The organism is Phormidesmis sp. 146-12 (assembly GCF_052939495.1).
On record NZ_JBJPHS010000106.1, the window covers coordinates 1 to 19,820 of the forward strand.

Below are 19,820 nucleotides of genomic sequence, written 5' to 3' on the forward strand. Positions count from 1 at the left end.
GAGCAGAAAATGAATGATTTCTTGCAGGTTCTAAGTTTTTTGTCCTGTACTTAGCATTTTACCTTATGCAAATTCAATCAATGCTGATGCTGTTGCCCTATTTCGGAGTGAGCGAAGCTTTACGGAACGCGATCGCGCCATCCTCAACTTGTTACAGCCCCACCTGATGCAAGCTCGGCAAACGGCTCACCTGTTTTCTCAAGTGCAGCAAGAGAACCAGCAGCTACACGATTCCTTGAATGTTGCAGGAGGTGTTGTGCTCTCGAAGGACGGACACATCCAGTTAATGAGCCGCAAAGCGGAGCAGTGGTTACGACAATATTTCCCATTCAGGCAGATGGGGCAATCACTACCAGAGCATTTGCAGCGATGGGTCAGGTATCAACAATCTTTGCTTTCAAAGAATGGATCAGTCTCAAAGCCTCGACTGCCCTTAAAGGTGGAACAGGAGGGTAAACAACTGATTACGAGGTTTGTCACTGACCCTGCCCAAGAGCAATATTTACTACTCCTAGAGGAACAACAACAGCCTAAATTATCAGTCGAGTCTTTTGAGCTATTGGGTTTAAGCAAACGAGAAGCTGAGGTACTTTACTGGGTTACTAAGGGCAAAGAAAATCTAGAGATCGCTGATGTTCTGTACGTTGGCGTTACAACAGTGAGAAAACACCTAGAGCATATCTATCAGAAATTAGATGTAAACTCGTACATCAGCGATTGTGGAGGCTTTGAAGCGGCTAGGGATGCTGCACTGTGAGTAGGGGTGACAATCTACGCACTATTAACAACAGCCGTGTTTGATTTCTTGAGTGAGTTGATGAACTACGGTACAAATCATAGGAATTTTGCTTGAAGCAGCGAGGGAGCGATCGTCCAAATTATTTAGGTGAGATTCTCTTATATCGTTTTAGCTAGAAAAGCTTCTGGTTAGCCCTTCAAGCAGGGTCACTTCATTCGTCGATTCAGTTAAATCTCAAACCACAAGGATGCAGCCTAGCTTCTTGTTAGGCTGTCGGCTAACTTATATGTAGCGTGTGCCACTGTGCTGCTTTCTTATCCATTTCTTTGATAAACCCGTCTTTGCCATCTACATACTCATCTACATTCTGTAGGTGCTTTCTTGCTAACTCGCGCTTTAATTCGCTATATCTCTGTGCGTCTTCAGGATGTGCAACCATGTAATCTCTAAATGCCAAGTGACGCTCTACTTGGTCTGAACCAAGCTTAAAAGTATGAACATGGTGCGTTCTGACACCTTCTTGACTGTTCTTACGGAAGTATCGACGACCAAGAATTCCATACTCACCCATCACTTCGTAACCAAGTGATTCCATTGACGAACTCTGCCCATCCACCTTAACAATGTCTTTGACCTCAACTAACAGATCGATAATGGGCTTGGCATAGATGCCGGGAATAGCTGTGCTGCCAATGTGGTGTATGGCAACAACATTTTCGCCCAGAGCATCAGTGACTCGTTGCGATTCAACCTCAAACGCCTCCCACCAATTAGGGTCATGCGGGACAACTTCTACTTTCTTCATGACTTGAGTATCTCACAGATAACTTATAAGCCACTATCCTCATTGATAACTACTGAAATGCTACTGCTTGGCAGATCCATAGCTCTTCTCAAGATAGTGAACTTCAGGAGCATCTTCACGTTGTCCTAAATCAACCCAGCCGTGCCTGATATAAAATCTCATCGCCACTAGATTCGTAGGACTGACGCTCAAACGTGCTGCCTTATAACCAAGATGCTTGAAAAAGTTGGCTGCGTGTTGATCTAATTGCTTACCAAAACCCTGACCTCGAAACTCTGGAATCAGGTAAAACAAATTTACATAGCCTACGCTTGAATCATGTTTCCAACGTCTCATTTCAATTTGTGCAATTATTTGCTCTCCTTTCCAACCGTGTACGCAACTGTTTGGAATTTCTGTTGTTCGCTGTCTCAGCCACTGCAAATATCCCTTTACCCCACTTCCATCCTGTTTATAGAAGCGATCGGTTGAGCCAAAGCTGCAAATATAGGAGTCTGCCCTAAACTGAACACACAAATCTTGATGCCGCTCCAAGTTGATAGGTTTGAACTCAAGAACAGAAGATTGCAACTGCGCCTCTCCTAACTAAATTTGTGTATTGTTAATCCATTCTCTGGTATTTTCTAGGCAATAATTCGCTGATAGTCATGCTCTCCACCTCCGCAATAATCACTTTGCAACCAGGAGCATAATCGAAAATCAACTCACGACACATACCGCACGGTGGCACAACTCGACCTTTACGATCTACAGCAACTATTGTCTCAAGCTCTGTATCTCCTGCTGCTGCCGCCATTCCGATCGCAATTGCTTCAGCACAAACCGCAATCCGCCCAACATACGCTTCCAAATGGACAGAGGAAAAAACTTTGCCTGACTTTGTTCGCAATGCTGCACCAACATGGTGATAGTCTTCTTTGAAACGCTTAGCGATTATGGAGCGAGCATTTTCAATTAGTTCTTTATCCTTTAACTCCATATGAGACACAGAATTTGGTATATTGTAGTACATCCTTCGATGATGAGCATAGAAAAGTTAACAGAAAGGTGTTGCTGAATGGCACTGAACCCTCTAAAGACTTATTGAAAATTTCAAAGGGTTTAGCGATCGCTCCCTCACTGCTTTAAGCAAATTTCCTACGTTTTGTATCGTAGTTAACCAATTCACTCAAGAAATCAAACACGGCTTTAATACAGTTAAAGCCAAGCAGAGGGAACGCTTCAACTTCCTTCAGTCTTGAAATGCCTTTAACAATATGCCGATTTTGGCAGGGAATATGTCTTATGACTCGTCACGGAGCAATGCCTTTGGGAGGCGACAACCCTCCTAGCTCAACCTTTCACGATCAGGGCAAATTTGGACGGCTTTTTCCCACACTGCCTGCCTTTGCTGCCGACAACCCCACCCTACGCGCTGCACTTAAAGAAGTGGGAAAACAAAATGGCATTATGGATGCCAAAGATGATGTGAACGACCCGGTTGGGCTAATCACAAACCCTGCGAAAAGCCTGAACAACCCCAACCATCCCACGCTCACCGCAGGCATGACGTTTCTGGGGCAGTTCATCGATCACGATATGACGTTCGACCCGACTTCTAGCCTGGAACGTCAGCAAGATCCAGAGACGATCGCAAACTTCCGCACTCCGACTCTAGCTTTGGACAATCTGTACGGAGCGGGGCCAACGGCATCACCTCATCTGTACGATCAAAGCGTAGATTTTGGGCTGACGAGCTTTCTAGTCGAGGAGATTCCCGGCTCCGAGATGGTGTCGCGCGATGGCAAACCTCGATTTGATCTGCCGCGCAACAGCCAGAGCACCGCCCTAGTGGGCGACCCCCGCAACGATGAAAACCTGATTGTGTCTCAGCTTCATCTGGCGTTTTTGAAGTTCCACAATGCGGTAGTCGCACGGGTCAAGCAAGAAACAGAGTTGACCAGCCCCAACAGCATTTTTGCCGAAGCCCAACGGCTGGTGCGCTGGCACTATCAGTGGATTATTGTGCATGAGTTTTTGCCCAAAACAGTCGGGCAGGAGATGGTGACTAAGATCTTGACTGAAGGGCGGAAGTTTTACAACTGGCGCAATTTGCCCTTCATCCCCGTTGAGTTCTCCGTCGCAGCCTATCGCTTTGGGCATTCTCAGGTGCGTCCGAGCTACCGAGCGAATTTTGGGGCAAAAGCAGACGACAGCGAACAGTTTATTGCGCTGATTTTTGATGACGGTAGACCGACTTCACCCGATCCGGCTGACCCTGACCCGAACGATTTGCGCGGCGGCAAGCGGGCGAAACGACGCTTTATCGACTGGCAAACCTTTTTTGAGTTTGGCGATGGTCGATCGCGCCCCAACAAAGCACTCGACACCACGCTTTCCTCTGCGCTGTTTGATCTACCAGGAATGCCGGGAGCGGAACCGCAATCGCTCGCGCAGCGAAACCTGCTGCGAAACCTCACTTTTCGCGTGCCCTCAGGTCAAAGCGTTGCCAAAGCGATGGGTGAGAAACTGCTTGAGCCAGCGGATCTAGCCGACCTGAAGCCGTTTGCTTTAGACAAACGCACGCCCCTGTGGTTTTACATTCTGCGGGAAGCGGGCGTGATGGGTCAGGGCAAACATTTAGGGCCAGTCGGTGGTCGCATCGTGGCAGAAGTGCTGATTGGTTTGATGCAAGGCGATTCTTTGTCTTACTTGCAGCAAGATCGAGAATGGGTGCCAACCTTGAGCTTGAATGGCGAATTCAAGATGATTGATTTGCTGCAAATTGCTGGCGTTGTATCGCCCCTTTAGTAGGGCAATTCTGTTAGGCGATCGCAGCTTTGAAATTGGCTTCAGGCTAGAAGCAAAACCCGATTAAACAAGTTACAAACGTTGACGTTAGCCTGTCAAATACTAACCCCCTTGGGTATTGTAATCGATCAATTGATGGTGCATGATGAATGTATCGAGAAGGCAATCTCAAAGCTAAACTATCTTCAAGCTGCGAGATGCAACACTTCATCAAACTGATATTAAATATTGGGCGCTGTAGCTAATCGCAGTTTGCAACGGTGATTTGCATCGCAACTGTAGTTGGTGTGTTGCAACGGCTTGTAACTCGGAGAAAAACGAGCAGATTGATGAGACGGTGGCGATAGAGAAATTACAGGTCTCTATCTTGGTTGAACTCATACTGTGAAATTGGAGAAACACAATGGCATTTCTACTCATTAAATCACTTACCTGCAACGAGACCGAAGACACCACTGGCGACGATGAATGTATGATGGAGACATATACTAACGCCGGTCGCAAAACCTACCGACAGAACATGAACAACGGACAGGTCTGGGAGATCAACGACGAACTCCCGTTCACGGTTCGAGCCAAGGTTAAGTTATGGGATCTGGACTTGGGACGCTGGCCCGACCGCCATGACCATCTCGGTATGGTTGTCATTCGTGATACTCCGGTGCAGAACTCCAGCGCCAGCTTCACGCTTGATGGTGCTGACTATGTTCTTACATGTGATGTGAGGGCTTAACACTAGTCTGCGGTTAATCCTGGATTTCTCACTACTATTTTCAAAAGTTGAAAGGCTAGTGAGAAGTCTGGATTAACTGATCCAATGCAACGGATAAACAGAAGTCCTCGTGCTAGGTTCGAGGTTGCTTTTCGTTTCTGATCACAATCATAAGGAGAATAAGTTTATGATTCGTACCAAGCGGATTGGAGCAGGAGATTGGAGCAGGAGATTGGAGAACCGTTGAAAGCTTCTGGAATACCAATGGAACTGCCTTTTTCAAACTTCCTGCCGGTGCCTCTGTCAAAGTTCGTTATGGCGTAGGTTTTGTCGGATTCGATCGCCAGAAACAAACTCTCGACGGCTCAGGCTACAAAAAACTTCCAGTGGGAACTGGCTCGATCTCACGCGCCAGAATGCAAGTCAAAGTGTCTCAAACGACAGACATTACCTATGATATCTACGGCGGCGGTATGGTTTCCCTCAAACTTGGGGGTTAGGAGGGCAGTTCACATCACTATTCAGCAATGCTAAGATTGTTAGTACAAATTTGAGCGATCCTTACAACATTGAAGGTAGGACGATGAAACCTTCAACTGATGAAACGCCCGAACGACAACTGCTCAAACAATACCCAGGTGTTCGTGAATTTGTAGAGTTGCTTCCAGAATACACCCAGTGGCGCTCTAACCTGGCGACCGTTTTTATCGATGCAGAAAAGTTTTTCGTTATGCGTAGCGATCAACTGATGGACGATGACCAAATTCTCGTTGAGTGGATTCGCTTGTTCCGTCCAGAACTTATTGAGGACTGAGTTCATGACAACCCAAAAGATCAGGACTCTGGTTAAGCCACCAGAGGAAGTTGATGATTTTCAGGAAGACCCGCCCAATGAACCGGAGATTAAAACGACGCATAACAGTAGACCCGTCTCTAAGATCCCTGCAAGCAAGGTTCTGATTGATGGTGAAACCTACTCCGCTGTCGAAGGTGATCTCCTATTAGATGACGATGAGCTAGATCTTTACCACCAGCACCAGCAGGCACGAATAGCCCAGCGAGAAGCAGTACGCTTTGCGGAAGCAGTTGGCTTCGGAGAAGCTGCTATCACTACCGGAATCTTAGGAAACAACTCGCTCATTGGGATTGTTCAGGGTGGAAAAATCGTGCGCTGGTCACCTGGTACAGTGCTGACCTACTGCGTTCTCCGTCACACATTTCCGCGTGACGAGTGGTACGAGGAAGTCGTTGACAATATGCGGGCGGCGACGATCGCATGGGAAGAAATCTGCGGAATCACCTTCGCGTACCGCAGTGACCACGACGACAGTGGAATGTTGCGTCCCCCTGGAATCGCCTTTCCTGTTCGCCATATCAGTGCTAACGGCGCATTCATTGCTGCGGCATTCTTCCCTAACGATCCAGTTAACCGCCATCGAGTGTTAATTGATCCATCGTACTTTACGACACGCTTTGACCGAGTTGGGGTGCTCCGTCATGAGTTGGGGCATGTCCTTGGTTTCCGTCATGAGCATATCCGCTCAGGAGCACCCCCTGTCTGTCCTCGTGAAAGTACAACTGGCACGATTGATCTGACTGCTTACGATCCGCAGTCGGTCATGCACTACTTCTGTGGTGGTGTTGGTGGTCGCACCCTCGCTATCACAGATGTTGATCGCGCAGGTGCCCAAAGTGTGTATGGTCCCTCTCTCCGAAGCTTTGAACTTGTAGAACTTTAACTCTAAAGGAGATACTTCAATGATTACGACTGACAAGAACACTGTTGCTTTTTCAGAAAAAGACATTCCGCAAGAGATGGCAACAAGCACTAAAACCAATGGTGCTAGACGCGGGATTACCGATGTTGAGGCTGCTTTACAGGAGCAGATACAGGATGATCGCTATACTGGAATGCGATCTGACATGGGTATGCAGTTCGTAGAGAACCTAGAGATTCCAAACATGGGTGACTTGTGGATTCCTGGATATCGAGTGATCACTGAGAACCTAGCTAAAGAGTATGGACTCCAAGCAGCATTCGAGGATGATCCATTCTCGGATCTTCCCCTCGACGAGCCACAACCTGCATCCGGTGCGATTAACGGTAACATCGTTAACTCTTTCGTGGACGGTGTTACAGGACAACAGAAGAATGATGTTCTTAACTCTTGCTTACTCGCTCAACTTGCTGCTAACGTCAAGTTTGACAAAACACAAGATCCTATCAACTGGACGAAGTTCTACGGTAACGTGCTTGAGAACGTTGGTTGGGTTATTCCCCAGTTTCAATTCCGGGGGTTGAGATCCAACCAAGCACGATTCACGATGGATGCAGTGGTCATTCGGTTGCTCAAGGGTCTTTTGACGCAAGATCAGATGGAAACTGTTCAGGCAACGATCGATGCTGTGAAGGCACTTGAAGAAGGAGATAGGCGACTGCGAATTTTCTCACGGGAGTCAACTAAAAACTCGGCTGGAGACTTCCTAGTCTCAAATGTCGGAGTATCGGCAAACGAAACGCTATCGATGAAGTTGGGAGCATTTGCCTTCAACACCTCCTCAAGCGTAACGAACATCCTCTGGTGGAGCTTTTCCGGAAATGCTACATCAATGCAGGTGATGAGTACCACCTTTGTTCTCAATGAGCAAGTGTATGATCGAGTTCGGGATGCCATCCTAAACAAGCTCGGTAATCGTGCAGTGAATTACATTGGCGGATTGGATATTGGAGATTGAGGAGCCAATTATGAGTGCTTTCTTAAGAGAAACCGTCAGATCCTTAGATGTTGGAAGCTATCCGTCGAGTTCGCTACAGCTTACAGACAGTGCTAGTGGTGCTGTTGTCGCGGGGAGTCTTGTTGCCCTAGATGATACTCTCTCTGAACAACACCAGCGGGATGTTCTGGAGAGTCTTCTACTCGCTCAACTAGCCGCTAGCGCGAAATCTGATCGGCACAAAGATCCGATGAATTGGTACAAGGTGTATCAGCAAACTCTTGAGACGATCGGTTGGGTTATCCAGACGAGTACAACGATGTTGCGGTACCTACCACCAGGAACCCGCTTCACGATCTCTAAGGTCGTCACTGACCTATTCCAGCGCAAGGTTGCAGAGGAAAATCTCTCACTCGTCACAAGAACGCTCAATGCTTTCAAGCGCGATCCCGGGAACTCTGCTCAATTTGTGTTCGAGTGTCCCAGTCATTCTGGTGGTATTGGCAACTTCCAGTTTGGATTGGCGACTGAGGAGGACGGTGCTGCTAGCTTACAACTTGGGTACTTTGCCTTTAGCACTACAGCCCATGTGACCCGACTTGCCTTTGAGGAGTTTCCAACGGATGCGAAGTTCCAGGTCGGATTTGTTGCTCTGACCCTGAATGAGCAGGTATACCAGAGCGTGCGCTCTACGGTCTCTGCAAAGGTAGCCAGCAGATTCGCTGGTTCAACTGCACAGATTGAATTGGCTCCCTAGTGCGACTTCATCAAACCTGCTGTGCAAGTAATGGGAGCAAGTTATCCTTTACTAGACTCTCTTGCAAAAAAGGTCTTCTGAATATGGACTAGGTTCAATTCAAACCGTCGGTTTGGGAGCAAAACGTTTTTCATACCCCGTCCGCTTGCGGCGGGGTTCTTGATCTCAGGGCGATCTCCAGCAATTGTAAATTCAAAGATTTTTCATCTACAGGCTAATCTCTAATCAGCATCAATGTTCTCTTTTAAGAGGTTCTATTCATGCCATGAAGATAGATGTTACTCGTTTTTTGAAGCACTACTCCGCAAACAGAAATTTCTTTGAATGAAATTGCTAACCGACTCATGAATGAGGTAGCGCGATCAATGAAAGACTTTGATCAATTGTTGAATACGATCGAGCAACAGAGAATCAACTGAAAACGCAACCTTCATTCTTAGTTAGCCGCCGAAACTGACGGCATCTGGAGAGTTCAATGTTATTCCCAGACAGTAGAGTACAACGACTCGCTCCGAAAAGGAAGTTTTGGTTTTATGTAAGAGCGTCTTTGCTAGTCGTTTGCGGTGTAGTTGTGTCGGTGGCTGCTGCTGGTACTGCCTTCCAAGCTATCTCCACAGATCGAGACACGCGGCATCTCGGCGCTGCCGATCGCTTGGTAGATATGACAGGCTATAAGTTGCACATACACTGCACAGGCTTTAACCAGTCCAATGGTCTTACTGTTGTTCTTGAATCGGGACTTGGCAGCACAACCTCAACCTGGGCGCGAATTCAAGACGAAGTATCCGAAAGTGCCCGCGTATGCTCATACGATCGCGGTGGAATCGGTTGGAGTGACACAAGTCCTCACCCAAAGGACGGGGCTAGCATTGCCCGTGAACTCAACAAGTTGCTGCAACGTGCAGGCGTTTCAGGAAAACTGCTCCTGGTTGGTCACTCGACCGGAGGGCTTTACACACGTATCTTTCGGGCGCAATATCCTGAACGAGTCGCGGGGCTGGTGTTACTCGATGCCTCCAACGAGAACCAATTTTCTCAAACGTCGGACGGGGAGACGTTATATCGAAGACTCAAGGGTGCATGCAGTCTTCTCCCGATTGCTGCAAGGGTGGGGTTGATTCGGCTGTCTATGTGCGATTTGCCCAAAGACTTTCCAAGCATAGCCCGTTCAGACTTCCATGCCATGTGTTCGAGAACGAGTACCTGGAAGTCTCAGCAACGTGAAGTGGACGCGATCGCAGCATCTATGGCACAGGTCAAATCACAGCAGCCGTTGGGCGACCTGCCCTTAGTCGTGGTCACGGCAGGCAGCGATCCACAACCCATCAAGGGCTGGTTAAACTTGCAGAAAGAACTTGTTGCCTTGTCAACCAACGGAATACACGTCATGCGCCCCAACACGACCCATCTAGGACTGTTGCTAAATGCTGAAGATGCTCACGCTTGCAGCACAGCAATCCAGAACCTATTGAGGTCAATTCACAGCGAACCATCATCCGCATCGAACCGAGTCGTTAGTCCAAAATGAATAATAAAATGAAAGCGATCGTTCAATCTGAGTATGGTTCAGCGGATATGTTGAGCTTGAAGGATGTTGACAAGCCCGTTGTGCCAGACAACGGCGTACTGGTGCGGGTTCATGCCGCGTCTGTCAATGCTGGTGACTGGCATCTCATGCGAGGGAATCCATTCCCCGTCCGCCTCATGTTCGGGGGGCTACTCAAGCCAAAAATCAAGATCCTTGGCTTTGATGTAGCAGGACAGATCGAAGCCATTGGTAAAGACGTTACGCAGTTTGAGCCTGGTGATGAGGTTTTTGGAGACCTGTCCGAGTGTGGTTTCGGTGCGTTTGCCGAGTACGTGTGTGCAACCGAATCAGCCCTAGTGCTGAAGCCCGCCAACCTCTCATTTGAGGAAGCTGCAACCGTTCCTGGTGCCGCCCTTGCCGCACTACAAGGACTGCGAGACTATGGGCAGATTCAGTCGGGGCAGAAGGTATTGATCAATGGTGCGTCTGGTGGTGTGGGATCATTCGCGGTGCAGATTGCGAAGGCATTTGGCGCTGAGGTGACTGCTGTATGCAGCACGAAAAAAATGAACATGGTGCGATCGCTCGGCTCAGACCACATCATTGATTACACGCAAACCGATGTCACCCAAATTGAACAGCGGTATGACCTGATCCTTGATGCGGCAGCCTACCGTTCAGCATTCGATTATTTGCCAATATTGACTCCTGAGGGAACCTATGTCTTAGTCGGTGGATCGACTGCTCGATTTTTCCAGGTGATGTTTCTCGGCTCTTGGATTTCGCGTATCAGTCACCGCCGGGTGAAATGCCTAGCTTCAAAACCCAATCAAAAGGATCTCATCACGTTGAAGGATTTGCTTAAAGCTGGAAAAATTGCACCCTTCATCGATCAATACTACAATCTGAGCGAAGTTCCTATGGCAATTCGCCACCTCGAACAGCGACAGGTGCAGGGGAAAGTCGCCATCTATGTTTGGTAAGCAGCAGCTTATCAGCCCATGACCTAGAACTCTACGGTGAAGTCTCGCTACTGCCTATGAACTTAATAGATGATCTTGTAAGGGCTGAAGAGATTTTGGCAACCCTATCAATGATGGAAATCTTTTCAGATGAGATTGCCAGCCAACTTGTAAACGAGGAAATAGCGCGATCGTTCAAAGCCTTTAATCAATTGTTAAATGCGATCGGACAAAAGAGAAGCGAGTGAGAACCAAGCGCGATCTTTCTCATTACGGCACTCTCTAAATCGTCAACGATAAATTGCATCATCGATCGTGGCTCGGAAGAACTCGCCCTCCGACTCAAACCGCTCAGTGCCGAAGTACTATCCAATCAGTAGACGGGTTGGAATCGTGTAGCCACAGAATCTAGTCCCTTCCTCTACAATTCCACTTGAGAGAAATTTGTTTAATCATAATTGACTCCAGTATTTTGATATTTCTTGCGATCGCTATCCCTCACGATGCAAACTCATAGTTAATCTCTGTAATTCTTCCTTTAAAGTAGAGCCGAATGCCTTCTGGATACTCCCATCCCACCTCGCCTTCTAAGGGAATCAGCATCCCGTTGCGAACTGAATATTCCCAAAATCTTCCGCTCCAAGGCATTGCAGTCAGCTTGTCGCGATAACGAGCTTCAGCCCGCATCGTCGCGATCGCTCCGTCAGCATTAAACTGAAACACAAGGGAAACCGTTGTTGCGCCATCCGTTAAAGTCGCGCGAGCGGAGGTGTCATCGATCGCTTCCCAGCGCACACCCTGACTCGGTAATAGTGCAGTAGGATACCAAGTAGCTTCAGCAAAGAACCGTAGTAGTTCACCTTGGTCACCTTCGGGAGTACCGCGCACATCCGCAACGGTGACAAGACCAAGTAATGATGCATGTAAGCTGCCTTCTCCTAACAGATACGCATCATGGACAAAGGCACTCAGCCCTGGAGCTATCTGGATACGTGCATCCCAATCAAAACCCAGGCGTTGAGTCATTACAAGTTGAGTGGCAGTAAACGAACTCCACTTATTCTCAGTTTCACTCATGTTGAACTGTCCTTGCTGAGAAAGTTTGACCGCAGCTACGATCGCTTGTCCATCCTTGAGTACTGTCCGAAAAAATCGCTGCACTGGGGCTGGCAAGCCTTCAAGCTCTTTTGGATCATAGATTTCTGGCTCACTGGTTCGCCGTCCATTTGTTAATTTGGTTCGTAGGCGATCGGTATCTGATTGCCAGCGATAGCTACCATAAATGGCAGCAACTCCCAAGCTGACTACGATCAAAAAAACAACAATTGCAATCCATTTAATCCACATGATACTGACCTATATTTGTTGGTTTAGAATTTGATAGAGGGTGATGATGATAACGATCGCAAAAATGGTTGTGTAAATTAACTTCGTATACTTAGCTAACCAACTTGGAAGATAGATATCAAAGTTGTCCTTTGTGGAATTGGTGTATTTTCGAGCAAGTAGATTTAACGGGCAATGAGAGTTAAAGACAAGTAGGATTAGCCCTTCTAGAAATACAAATCCATACCCGATCCAGAGCCAGATATTCAGCTTGTTAGAGACTGCGGCATAAAGCATATAGAAAATCACAACGTTGAAGAATAGCCAGATCAACGTGTGAGTGGTTTTAATCAGTATCAATTTGCTTCCACTTTTCATGTTGTGCCAATTCTAAATACTTCGATCGTCAATGAACTTTCATTAGCTTTAGTGTGCGGCTTGCTTTGACAGAAGCTATCGTTTCTTGACAGTCCCCAAGCCTAGCCCAGATCTCCGGACTTGGGGAGAACCCACATATTCTATTGACCCCACACCAGATAGATCAGCGTTCAACTGCTCACTCACATTAACCACAGCGCTCCCCACGCCACTATTTCGGACTGTCGCCTGTTTAGTCTGAAACGCCTCGCCTTGGTAGCTTCCGACCCCGGAGAGGCTGAGATCCAGCGTATCGGCGCTTCCTGAGATCGTGACTTCTCCCACGCCATCCATCACAACTGTCAATCGTTTGCCCTGGATGCCCTGCGCCTCAACAATGCCAACCCCGTCTGTGTTCAATCTCTCTAGACTCTTGACCTCTACAACAAAATTGATGGGCTTGCTCGGATTCATATCGCCATCTTTCGCGATGGTGAGATACAAAGTGTTGTCAGCGACACGGCTTTCTAGAAGAGGCAGGATGTTATCGTCGGCAGTGATCGTGAGGGATTCTTTCCCGGTCTGCTGCACCGTGACTTTGCCCACGGATTTAAAGGAAATCGATGAAAATCCACTCACCGATCGGGACTCAATTTTGACAATACCTGATCCTCTAACACCGCTACCTAAAGTGAAAATACAACCTGTGAATAAAACCAGCAAGACCGCTATCAAGCCATATAACAGCGATCGGCGGCGGGATGAACGTTGACGAAGGAAGAATATTTTACGCATCGGATGACCTCTATTAAAAACAAATTTTCAGGTGTCTACAGATTCCATAAACCAACTTGTTCTAAATTGCGCTGGGTCAGCGTGTAACAACAGTAGCAATGCCCAAAAGTGAAGTAATCAAACACAGAACTGAGTAAGCCAAACACCAACATAAAGTTGCGGATGAAGCGCATGTCCCAACGGTGGGGTTGGCTGACCTGCTCTTTGTCTACCCGATCTGTAGCGATCGTCAATTCTGGAAAATCTGTCAGGAGGTTCGTCAGCAAAATCTGGCTGGGCAGCAGCGGCAAAAAGGGCAGAACTAGAGAGATTCCCGCCATGCTAAACATATTGCCAAAATTAGCGCTCGTTGCCATAAAAACATACTTCAGCGTGTTGGCAAAGGTAATCCGTCCTTCTTTTACGCCTTCGATGAGAACATTCAAATCCTTCTGCATCAACACAATGTCAGCAGCTTCTTTAGCGACATCAACCGCGCGCTCGCCGGAGATGCCCACATCGGCAGCATGAAGCGCGGAGGCATCGTTAATGCCGTCTCCCAGATATCCCACGACGGTTAAAGTATTTCGGTTCCTACTGACTGCTAACTCCGTCAGTCGTGCGTCCGCTCATTTCGCTCGGATGAACGCGGTAGATCGCGATCGCTTCTGACCGTCCTTGAGCATCAATCCAGGTTCGATTGATCGCAGGAGACAGCGTTGGATTACGGTCTTTGATCAAGTGCATGGCTCGATCGATATCCGGTTGTTCGCTAAGGCGATCGGCTCGACCATTCACAATCACGCTGCGCCAATGGAGCGGATCGTGGATGTCTTCAACCTGTAGACAAACTTCTGGATTCGCATCGATGTCATGCGTCTTCATGCCTTCGGTTGTAAACAGGTAGATATCCGCATCTTCGAGATAATACTGCATGGGCATTACGTAGGGTTTGCCTTCGTGGATGCAGCCCAGATGCCCGTACCCTACTTGGTGTAGCAGTTCGTGTATTTCTTTTGAACTCATTTCGTCAATATCCAGCATTGCTATTCTCCTGAAATCAGTGGCACTTAAGTGAACCTGCCAAATTTGTTTTTACTAAGCGTGATTTTTGTTGATTAAACGGATATATCCTGATCGTGCCAAAGTCGTGTTTGATTTCTTGAGTGATTTGATGCACTACGTTACAAAACGTGGGAATTTTGCTCGAATCCTTGAACCTGGGAAGTTTCATCAAATATTTTTAGCGTGACCAGCGTTTGATTTCGCTATCAGTGACGCGACCCCTTGCGGGTAACTCGAAGAGATCGCGAGATTTATTTTCAAACTTTGTATAACTTCAACCTTAGGGAGAGACATTAGCAGGGAAAAAGCTCTATGGTTTTGGTGTGGAGTATGTTTGATTTCCTGAATTTTAGATCTGGAGATCTATTTTATGGTCAAGAGATCGCTTCAAGCATCACCTCCTGGGATTCAACAGGCGAAACGAGCGTTTGCTCTCAAGGGATGGACTCAGGACAATCTAGCAGGCGAAGTGAACCTCAAGACACGCCAACCGATTTGGCGGTTTTTCACTGGGCAATCCGTTGACCGCCAGATCTTTTTAGGAATTTGTTCCGTGCTGGACTTAGATTGGCGTGAGATCGCGGTTGATCCGCCAACAGACTTTCCTGAATTGGGCGGCGTGAGTCGCGTTCTCCTCCCCAAGCTTGAGGATCTAGTCGGGCAAATGCGATCGCAGCGCCGAGACAAAATTCAAGACCAGTGTGGCACCCTGCAATTGTTAGACGTTGGGCATCCCGTTAGCCTTGACGATCTGTATATTGATATCAACGTTTTACAGTCCATTGTCAGCCTTCAATGGTCAGAAGTTTCTGACCCACAGACGCTCGAACCCGAAGCATTTGAGCGCTTTGGCTTGGGTGAGGTTGACCAGAAGCAGGTATTGGGTGTAACCGCTGTGGAGAACTACTCTAAGGTCAGGATGCTGGGCAAACCAGGGTCAGGAAAAACCACGTTCTTGCAGTATCTCGCTGTTCAGTGTAATCAGGGACAGTGGGAATCAGAGCGGATACCCATCTTCATCACGCTGCGGCATTTTGTCGAAGAGTCGAAAGCCACGGGTAAGTTTAGTTTGCTTGACTACATTCGCCAAGAGTTTCTCGCTTCTGGCGTGATGGATCAATCTGCGATCGAAACCGTGCTTCAGGCAGGCAGAGGATTATTGCTGCTGGACGGCATGGATGAAGTGCTGAACCACGAGAATGCAGCAGTGTTGAAGGAAATTCGGCGCTTTTCGGACAAATATCACAAAAATCTGTTTGTCGTCACTTGTCGGACAGCCGCTCAAAAATTTAGCTTGCGAGGCTTTACTGATGTAGAGGTTGCTCCATTTACACAAGCGCAAATTACTGCATTCGCTCAAAAATGGTTTGTCGCTTTTACCAAAACGACGGCTCAAGCAGGAGAGGCACAATCGTCTCAGTTTATGCAAAGGCTGGACGAGCCGACAAACTGGCAATTTCGCCAAATGGTCGTTACGCCGCTGTTTTTGCACATGGCTTGCTGGGTGTTTCAGGGGCAAGGAAGATTTCCGACCAAGCGGACGGAGTTTTATAAAGAAGGACTGGATTTGCTGCTGGGCAAATGGGATGAAGCCAGAGGAATCGAACGAGATGAGGTGTATCAAGGGTTTCGCTTGCCCCAAAAGCTAAAGTTGCTGAGTCAACTCGCAGCAGCGACGTTTGAGCAGGGTCAGTATTTCTTTGAACAACGAGTGGTCGAACAGCACATCGAAGAGTATCTGCGCCATTTGCCTAATGCTTCAACCGATGCCGAAGAACTGCAACTCGAAAGTGGAGCGGTACTCAATGCGATCGGGGCGCAGCATGGATTATTAACGGAGCGATCGCGGGGGATTTTTTCTTTCTCTTATCTAGCGTTTCAAGAATATTTTACGGCGCGAAATATTGTTGCAAGTCATAACCTCCAGGGGCTAGAACAATCGCTAGACGGTCTAGTGACCCACCTCAGCGATCCTCACTGGCGCGAAATCTTTTTGTTAACGGCGGCGATGCTGCGGAGTGCGGATTCACTGGTGCAGTTGATGAAGCAACAGATTGATGCGCTAGTTGCCAAAGATCCGTATTTGCAAGAGTTTTTGCTATGGGCAAGCCAAAAGTCGCAAGCTGTCCCAGCCGAAACAGAAGATGCAATGGTTCGAGCTTTTTACTTAGCGATCGCTCGCACGCCTCACATTGCCTCTGATTTCGCGCTGGCTTGCACACTCGATCAGGGAATGTTTCTGGATGTGGCGCTGGATGATTTGATGCAATCTTGTGTGATCGATCAAAGCTCAGACTTCGCCCATGCTCATCTTTGCAGCAATGCCCTGAGTAATATTTTGAGCATTGCTTTAGATGTTGGCTTCCAAAAATCGCTGCATCAACTTCAGAGTGAATTCCCAAATTCTAATCAGACTCAGGAACGGTTTCAAACTTGGTGGCAAGCAAATCATACTGCCTGGTCGAAACAGTTAAGGCAGGCGATCGACGATTATCGCCAGATTCATCACCACTGGCAATTTAGCCCAGCGCAAGAACAAATGCTACAACGCTACTACACAGCGAATCAACTGCTGCTTGATTGTCTGCGGAGCAACTGCACGGTGACGGCGGCAATTCGGCAAGAGATTGAAGCGACTCTATTACTGCCTCAGCAAGAACTGGAAGCGAGAGAATGGCAATAAATCCAACATGACAGGCAGCTTTGTAACGAATTCTAAAAAACTCATTCAAATCAAACAATTCAAACAGTCAGACAGACACGATCTCAATCCTCTCTATGTCATGTTTAAGGAGTGTAAAGGACGATTTCATATTTGACATTACTCTGTTCTAGCCGCGACTCTCTTCTAGATCTATCTCCTCCAGTTGAGGGATGTCGCGATCGCTTCGTCTTATTAGTGTAATCGAGTTATTAGTGTAATCGAGTGATTCGGTCGCTCTCTTCATGATTTCGCTCACAATCAATATAGCCTGGTCAGTAAAGTCGATTGCTCGTCAAAGCCTATTCAACATTTATTCTTTGACGATTCGCTCTGATCACCATCCCTACATTTTTTGATCAATCTAATTCAAGAGCAGGAAGCCTCAATCTTTTTAGCTCAATCTGACTAACCGCACCTACTCAACCTCATTTCTTATAAAACAATGGTTTCACAGCAATCGTGGCAGATGATCGACATCTTTCAGCCCCTGTTCCGCCTGTTTCATAACTTGAAGCAGACTGCCTACACCTCTACCCTCTGGGTCTGCGATCAGGGACTTTCTCAGCCCTTCAGACTTGAGTTGCAGGAGACAAGAACGCTGCTGATTTTGCAGATCCAATTTCAGCATTCTAGAAATGTCCTGGATCTGCAAATTACGCCCGAAACGGTCTTGGTTACAGGCGATCGACTTGATCCCCTTGACTCACAAAATTACTCAGTGCCAGATTTTCCCCTGTCTCATTTTCAGAGTCTCATCCCATTACCTCGCTCGATTCAACCTCAAACTGCGATCGCCCAACTCACCGGGACAATGCTGACATTAACCCTGATGAAGTCACATGAATCTCAGCGAACCGCTAAAATCTCGGTCGGCGATCGAGGTCAACCCTTGCCTTATGTCATGGCAACCAGTGCAGCACTAGTCCCCACCCTCGCTGAACTGAATTAAACAGAGTAGAAGCTTATGCCACAGTGCCCTTGTTGCTCCGATGTCCTTCTGCGCCACGCTCATGGTGCCTCCCTCTATTGGTTCTGTCGAAGTTGCTGGCAAGAAATGCCCGTCTTTGAATTAAAAGCAGAACCCTCAGAGAGCGCTTTTAGACTCCTCAGAAGATCACAAAATACCTTTAACTCCAGACACCATCCAAAACACAGTCACTTGAGAACACATCTATGAAATTTGCAATTAATTCGCAGTCTGCTCACACGCAGATGCCTCTACAGAGAGACGTAATTGCCTCATATTCAACTCGTTCTATTTTTGCCCGCGCTGCGATCGCTTTCAATCGCTGGCTCACCACGACAGGTGCAGAAGCCTACATCAACGGTCTAGAGATTCCTGATGCCGCTCTAGAATTATTGCTGAATGCCTCTACGCGAACAAATTACCGATACTTTCCTGAGCTACTAGCACCCTATGAATGGCTATCGCAAGAAAGTGATCGTCTCGCTGAAAACCCGCAGCACCTGATGCAGATTCAGTACAATTTGCCCAAACCGTTATTTCAACTCATGCTGGGAGAAACGGCACCGATGTACCCTAAATACACAATGGCATTGTGGGATAAAGGAGCCGTCACTCTAGAGCAAGCTCAAGTTCAGATGCTAGAGGATGTGATTGAAAAACTTGGCATCGAAGATGGTGACGAGGTATTGGATCTAGGCTGTGGTTGGGGTGCCGCCGCAAATTACATTCTGGCCCGATTTCCCCATGTTAGAGTGACGGCTGTAAATTTGAGCCATGAGCAATGTCGATATATTCGTCAGAAAATGCAGGTTGATAAAAGCGATTTGAGTTCTGAGCGCTTCAGCCTCTACGAAGCAGATTTTAATGAAGTCCAGTTTGAGACAAAATTCGACAAAATTATTGCGATCGGGCTATTTGAGCATATTGGCAACTTGACGAGATCTTGCCAGAAACTGGCAGCTTATCTCAATCCTCGCGGGAAGGTATTCATTCACATCATTAGCACCCAACTGCCCTGCAACATTACTCATCCGTTCATCAATCAATACATCTTTCCAAATATGCGGGTGTGGAATTGCGATGTGCTGCCACAGACCAATCAAGACCTCAGAACCATTCACCAGTGGTACATCAATGGCAACAATTATGCGAAGACGCTCAAGGTCTGGCTCAAAAACTTTGATGATCATCAAACTCAACTTCAAAGCCTAGACTACGGCATGAGCTACAGTAAGTTCCGCCGAATGTGGAGGTTGTACTTGCTATTGTGTATCCAACATTTTGAAAGTGGTACAGGTGAAATGCTGGGCAATGCTCAATATTTATTAGTTCACGCTTAAATTTTGCGATCTCTTCGAGTTACCCGCAAGGGGTCGCACTTTGAGCCGCTCTAAACCAGGTTTAACTCGCAACAGGCATTTTTAATGAATTCACATTTACTACATCTCCCAGACTTGTCTTGGTGGGTAGAAGTCTACACTTCTGCTCCCCCACAAACTTATCATCTCGGCCCTTTTGAAAGTCGAGAGGCGGCGAAAGTCTCTAGAGGCGTTCATGTTGAAGCGTTACAGCATTTTTCAAGTAGATGTAGTACGATTAACTAGTCAGTGTCAGTAGAA

At 47.4% G+C, this 19,820-nt stretch carries 23 protein-coding genes; 15 read left to right on the top strand and 8 right to left on the bottom strand.

Going from position 1 to position 19,820, the window contains the following annotated elements; all coding sequences use genetic code 11:
* Window positions 1-166: 166 nt before the first annotated feature.
* The gene (locus ACKFKF_RS28410) at window positions 167-757 is read left to right on the top strand and encodes a response regulator transcription factor (RefSeq protein WP_446870733.1); all 591 of its coding nucleotides are present in this window, start codon (window positions 167-169) and stop codon (window positions 755-757) included.
* A gap of 259 nt (window positions 758-1,016) precedes the next feature.
* Here the strand turns inward: ACKFKF_RS28410 and ACKFKF_RS28415 are convergent, their stop codons facing one another.
* The 3 genes from ACKFKF_RS28415 to ACKFKF_RS28425 are packed head-to-tail and all read right to left on the bottom strand — an operon-like array spanning window position 1,017 to window position 2,556.
* The gene (locus ACKFKF_RS28415) at window positions 1,017-1,544 is read right to left on the bottom strand and encodes a GrpB family protein (protein WP_446870734.1); all 528 of its coding nucleotides are present in this window, start codon (window positions 1,542-1,544) and stop codon (window positions 1,017-1,019) included.
* Between the two features lie 60 nt (window positions 1,545-1,604).
* The gene (locus ACKFKF_RS28420) at window positions 1,605-2,114 is read right to left on the bottom strand and encodes a GNAT family N-acetyltransferase (protein WP_446870735.1); all 510 of its coding nucleotides are present in this window, start codon (window positions 2,112-2,114) and stop codon (window positions 1,605-1,607) included.
* A 31-nt stretch (window positions 2,115-2,145) separates the two neighbouring features.
* Entirely contained in the window at window positions 2,146-2,556 is a 411-nt protein-coding gene (locus ACKFKF_RS28425; protein WP_446870736.1) for a cytidine deaminase, read from the bottom strand.
* Window positions 2,557-2,828: 272 nt separating this feature from the next.
* Here ACKFKF_RS28425 and ACKFKF_RS28430 point away from each other — a divergent pair, with 272 nt between their 5' ends.
* The 10 genes from ACKFKF_RS28430 (at window position 2,829) to ACKFKF_RS28475 (ending at window position 11,256) form a co-directional block, all read left to right on the top strand.
* Window positions 2,829-4,334, top strand: a complete 1,506-nt coding sequence (locus tag ACKFKF_RS28430; protein ID WP_446870737.1) for a peroxidase family protein — start codon at window positions 2,829-2,831, stop codon at window positions 4,332-4,334.
* A 403-nt stretch (window positions 4,335-4,737) separates the two neighbouring features.
* A complete protein-coding gene (locus tag ACKFKF_RS28435) occupies window positions 4,738-5,067 on the top strand; it encodes a hypothetical protein (protein ID WP_446870738.1) in 330 nt (109 codons plus the stop codon).
* 185 nt (window positions 5,068-5,252) lie between these two features.
* Window positions 5,253-5,546 carry a hypothetical protein gene (locus ACKFKF_RS28440; protein ID WP_446870739.1) on the top strand — a complete coding sequence of 98 codons (294 nt, stop codon included), beginning with the start codon at window positions 5,253-5,255 and terminating at the stop codon, window positions 5,544-5,546.
* 83 nt (window positions 5,547-5,629) lie between these two features.
* A complete protein-coding gene (locus ACKFKF_RS28445; RefSeq protein ID WP_446870740.1) occupies window positions 5,630-5,860 on the top strand; it encodes a hypothetical protein in 231 nt (76 codons plus the stop codon).
* 4 nt (window positions 5,861-5,864) lie between these two features.
* Window positions 5,865-6,785 carry a hypothetical protein gene (locus ACKFKF_RS28450; RefSeq protein WP_446870741.1) on the top strand — a complete coding sequence of 307 codons (921 nt, stop codon included), beginning with the start codon at window positions 5,865-5,867 and terminating at the stop codon, window positions 6,783-6,785.
* 19 nt (window positions 6,786-6,804) lie between these two features.
* The gene (locus tag ACKFKF_RS28455; RefSeq protein ID WP_446870743.1) at window positions 6,805-7,782 is read left to right on the top strand and encodes a hypothetical protein; all 978 of its coding nucleotides are present in this window, start codon (window positions 6,805-6,807) and stop codon (window positions 7,780-7,782) included.
* A 10-nt stretch (window positions 7,783-7,792) separates the two neighbouring features.
* Window positions 7,793-8,518, top strand: a complete 726-nt coding sequence (locus tag ACKFKF_RS28460; RefSeq protein ID WP_446870744.1) for a hypothetical protein — start codon at window positions 7,793-7,795, stop codon at window positions 8,516-8,518.
* A gap of 547 nt (window positions 8,519-9,065) precedes the next feature.
* The gene (locus ACKFKF_RS28465; protein ID WP_446870745.1) at window positions 9,066-10,046 is read left to right on the top strand and encodes an alpha/beta hydrolase; all 981 of its coding nucleotides are present in this window, start codon (window positions 9,066-9,068) and stop codon (window positions 10,044-10,046) included.
* Entirely contained in the window at window positions 10,043-11,029 is a 987-nt protein-coding gene (locus ACKFKF_RS28470) for an NAD(P)-dependent alcohol dehydrogenase (RefSeq protein ID WP_446870746.1), read from the top strand. Before ACKFKF_RS28465 ends, ACKFKF_RS28470 begins: the two co-directional genes overlap by 4 nt.
* 56 nt (window positions 11,030-11,085) lie before the next feature.
* On the top strand, window positions 11,086-11,256 hold the full coding sequence (locus ACKFKF_RS28475; RefSeq protein ID WP_446870747.1) for a hypothetical protein: 171 nt from the start codon (window positions 11,086-11,088) through the stop codon (window positions 11,254-11,256).
* 250 nt (window positions 11,257-11,506) lie between these two features.
* On the opposite strand, the gene ACKFKF_RS28480 is transcribed toward ACKFKF_RS28475, so the two are convergent.
* The 5 genes from ACKFKF_RS28480 to ACKFKF_RS28500 form a co-directional block, all read right to left on the bottom strand.
* A complete protein-coding gene (locus ACKFKF_RS28480; RefSeq protein WP_446870748.1) occupies window positions 11,507-12,355 on the bottom strand; it encodes a DUF6920 family protein in 849 nt (282 codons plus the stop codon).
* Between the two features lie 9 nt (window positions 12,356-12,364).
* The gene (locus tag ACKFKF_RS28485) at window positions 12,365-12,694 is read right to left on the bottom strand and encodes a hypothetical protein (protein ID WP_446870749.1); all 330 of its coding nucleotides are present in this window, start codon (window positions 12,692-12,694) and stop codon (window positions 12,365-12,367) included.
* A 93-nt stretch (window positions 12,695-12,787) separates the two neighbouring features.
* Window positions 12,788-13,486, bottom strand: coding sequence for a GIN domain-containing protein (locus tag ACKFKF_RS28490; RefSeq protein ID WP_446870750.1), 699 nt, complete (start codon window positions 13,484-13,486; stop codon window positions 12,788-12,790).
* 35 nt (window positions 13,487-13,521) lie between these two features.
* Entirely contained in the window at window positions 13,522-14,082 is a 561-nt protein-coding gene (locus ACKFKF_RS28495; protein WP_446870756.1) for an HAD-IC family P-type ATPase, read from the bottom strand.
* Window positions 14,060-14,509, bottom strand: coding sequence for a pyridoxamine 5'-phosphate oxidase family protein (locus tag ACKFKF_RS28500; RefSeq protein ID WP_446870751.1), 450 nt, complete (start codon window positions 14,507-14,509; stop codon window positions 14,060-14,062). Before ACKFKF_RS28500 ends, ACKFKF_RS28495 begins: the two co-directional genes overlap by 23 nt.
* 391 nt (window positions 14,510-14,900) lie before the next feature.
* Between ACKFKF_RS28500 and ACKFKF_RS28505 the strand changes: the two genes are divergently transcribed.
* The 4 genes from ACKFKF_RS28505 (at window position 14,901) to ACKFKF_RS28520 (ending at window position 19,805) form a co-directional block, all read left to right on the top strand.
* Window positions 14,901-17,213, top strand: a complete 2,313-nt coding sequence (locus ACKFKF_RS28505) for an NACHT domain-containing protein (RefSeq protein WP_446870752.1) — start codon at window positions 14,901-14,903, stop codon at window positions 17,211-17,213.
* A 463-nt stretch (window positions 17,214-17,676) separates the two neighbouring features.
* Window positions 17,677-18,183 carry a hypothetical protein gene (locus ACKFKF_RS28510; protein ID WP_446870753.1) on the top strand — a complete coding sequence of 169 codons (507 nt, stop codon included), beginning with the start codon at window positions 17,677-17,679 and terminating at the stop codon, window positions 18,181-18,183.
* 224 nt (window positions 18,184-18,407) lie between these two features.
* The gene (locus tag ACKFKF_RS28515; RefSeq protein WP_446870754.1) at window positions 18,408-19,541 is read left to right on the top strand and encodes a class I SAM-dependent methyltransferase; all 1,134 of its coding nucleotides are present in this window, start codon (window positions 18,408-18,410) and stop codon (window positions 19,539-19,541) included.
* A gap of 84 nt (window positions 19,542-19,625) precedes the next feature.
* Window positions 19,626-19,805 carry a DUF1816 domain-containing protein gene (locus ACKFKF_RS28520; protein ID WP_446870755.1) on the top strand — a complete coding sequence of 60 codons (180 nt, stop codon included), beginning with the start codon at window positions 19,626-19,628 and terminating at the stop codon, window positions 19,803-19,805.
* Window positions 19,806-19,820 lie beyond the last annotated feature (15 nt).

Excerpts from the sequence above, each read along its gene's own strand:
- ACKFKF_RS28410 (WP_446870733.1), top strand. The coding sequence starts at position 167 with ATGCAAGCTCGGCAAACGGCTCACCTGTTTTCTCAAGTGCAGCAAGAG.
- ACKFKF_RS28415 (WP_446870734.1), bottom strand. The coding sequence starts at position 1,544 with ATGAAGAAAGTAGAAGTTGTCCCGCATGACCCTAATTGGTGGGAGGCG.
- ACKFKF_RS28425 (WP_446870736.1), bottom strand. The coding sequence starts at position 2,556 with ATGTACTACAATATACCAAATTCTGTGTCTCATATGGAGTTAAAGGAT.
- ACKFKF_RS28430 (WP_446870737.1), top strand. The coding sequence starts at position 2,829 with ATGACTCGTCACGGAGCAATGCCTTTGGGAGGCGACAACCCTCCTAGC.
- ACKFKF_RS28435 (WP_446870738.1), top strand. The coding sequence starts at position 4,738 with ATGGCATTTCTACTCATTAAATCACTTACCTGCAACGAGACCGAAGAC.
- ACKFKF_RS28445 (WP_446870740.1), top strand. The coding sequence starts at position 5,630 with ATGAAACCTTCAACTGATGAAACGCCCGAACGACAACTGCTCAAACAA.
- ACKFKF_RS28450 (WP_446870741.1), top strand. The coding sequence starts at position 5,865 with ATGACAACCCAAAAGATCAGGACTCTGGTTAAGCCACCAGAGGAAGTT.
- ACKFKF_RS28455 (WP_446870743.1), top strand. The coding sequence starts at position 6,805 with ATGATTACGACTGACAAGAACACTGTTGCTTTTTCAGAAAAAGACATT.
- ACKFKF_RS28460 (WP_446870744.1), top strand. The coding sequence starts at position 7,793 with ATGAGTGCTTTCTTAAGAGAAACCGTCAGATCCTTAGATGTTGGAAGC.
- ACKFKF_RS28470 (WP_446870746.1), top strand. The coding sequence starts at position 10,043 with ATGAATAATAAAATGAAAGCGATCGTTCAATCTGAGTATGGTTCAGCG.
- ACKFKF_RS28475 (WP_446870747.1), top strand. The coding sequence starts at position 11,086 with ATGAACTTAATAGATGATCTTGTAAGGGCTGAAGAGATTTTGGCAACC.
- ACKFKF_RS28480 (WP_446870748.1), bottom strand. The coding sequence starts at position 12,355 with ATGTGGATTAAATGGATTGCAATTGTTGTTTTTTTGATCGTAGTCAGC.
- ACKFKF_RS28490 (WP_446870750.1), bottom strand. The coding sequence starts at position 13,486 with ATGCGTAAAATATTCTTCCTTCGTCAACGTTCATCCCGCCGCCGATCG.
- ACKFKF_RS28500 (WP_446870751.1), bottom strand. The coding sequence starts at position 14,509 with ATGCTGGATATTGACGAAATGAGTTCAAAAGAAATACACGAACTGCTA.
- ACKFKF_RS28505 (WP_446870752.1), top strand. The coding sequence starts at position 14,901 with ATGGTCAAGAGATCGCTTCAAGCATCACCTCCTGGGATTCAACAGGCG.
- ACKFKF_RS28510 (WP_446870753.1), top strand. The coding sequence starts at position 17,677 with ATGGTTTCACAGCAATCGTGGCAGATGATCGACATCTTTCAGCCCCTG.
- ACKFKF_RS28515 (WP_446870754.1), top strand. The coding sequence starts at position 18,408 with ATGAAATTTGCAATTAATTCGCAGTCTGCTCACACGCAGATGCCTCTA.
- ACKFKF_RS28520 (WP_446870755.1), top strand. The coding sequence starts at position 19,626 with ATGAATTCACATTTACTACATCTCCCAGACTTGTCTTGGTGGGTAGAA.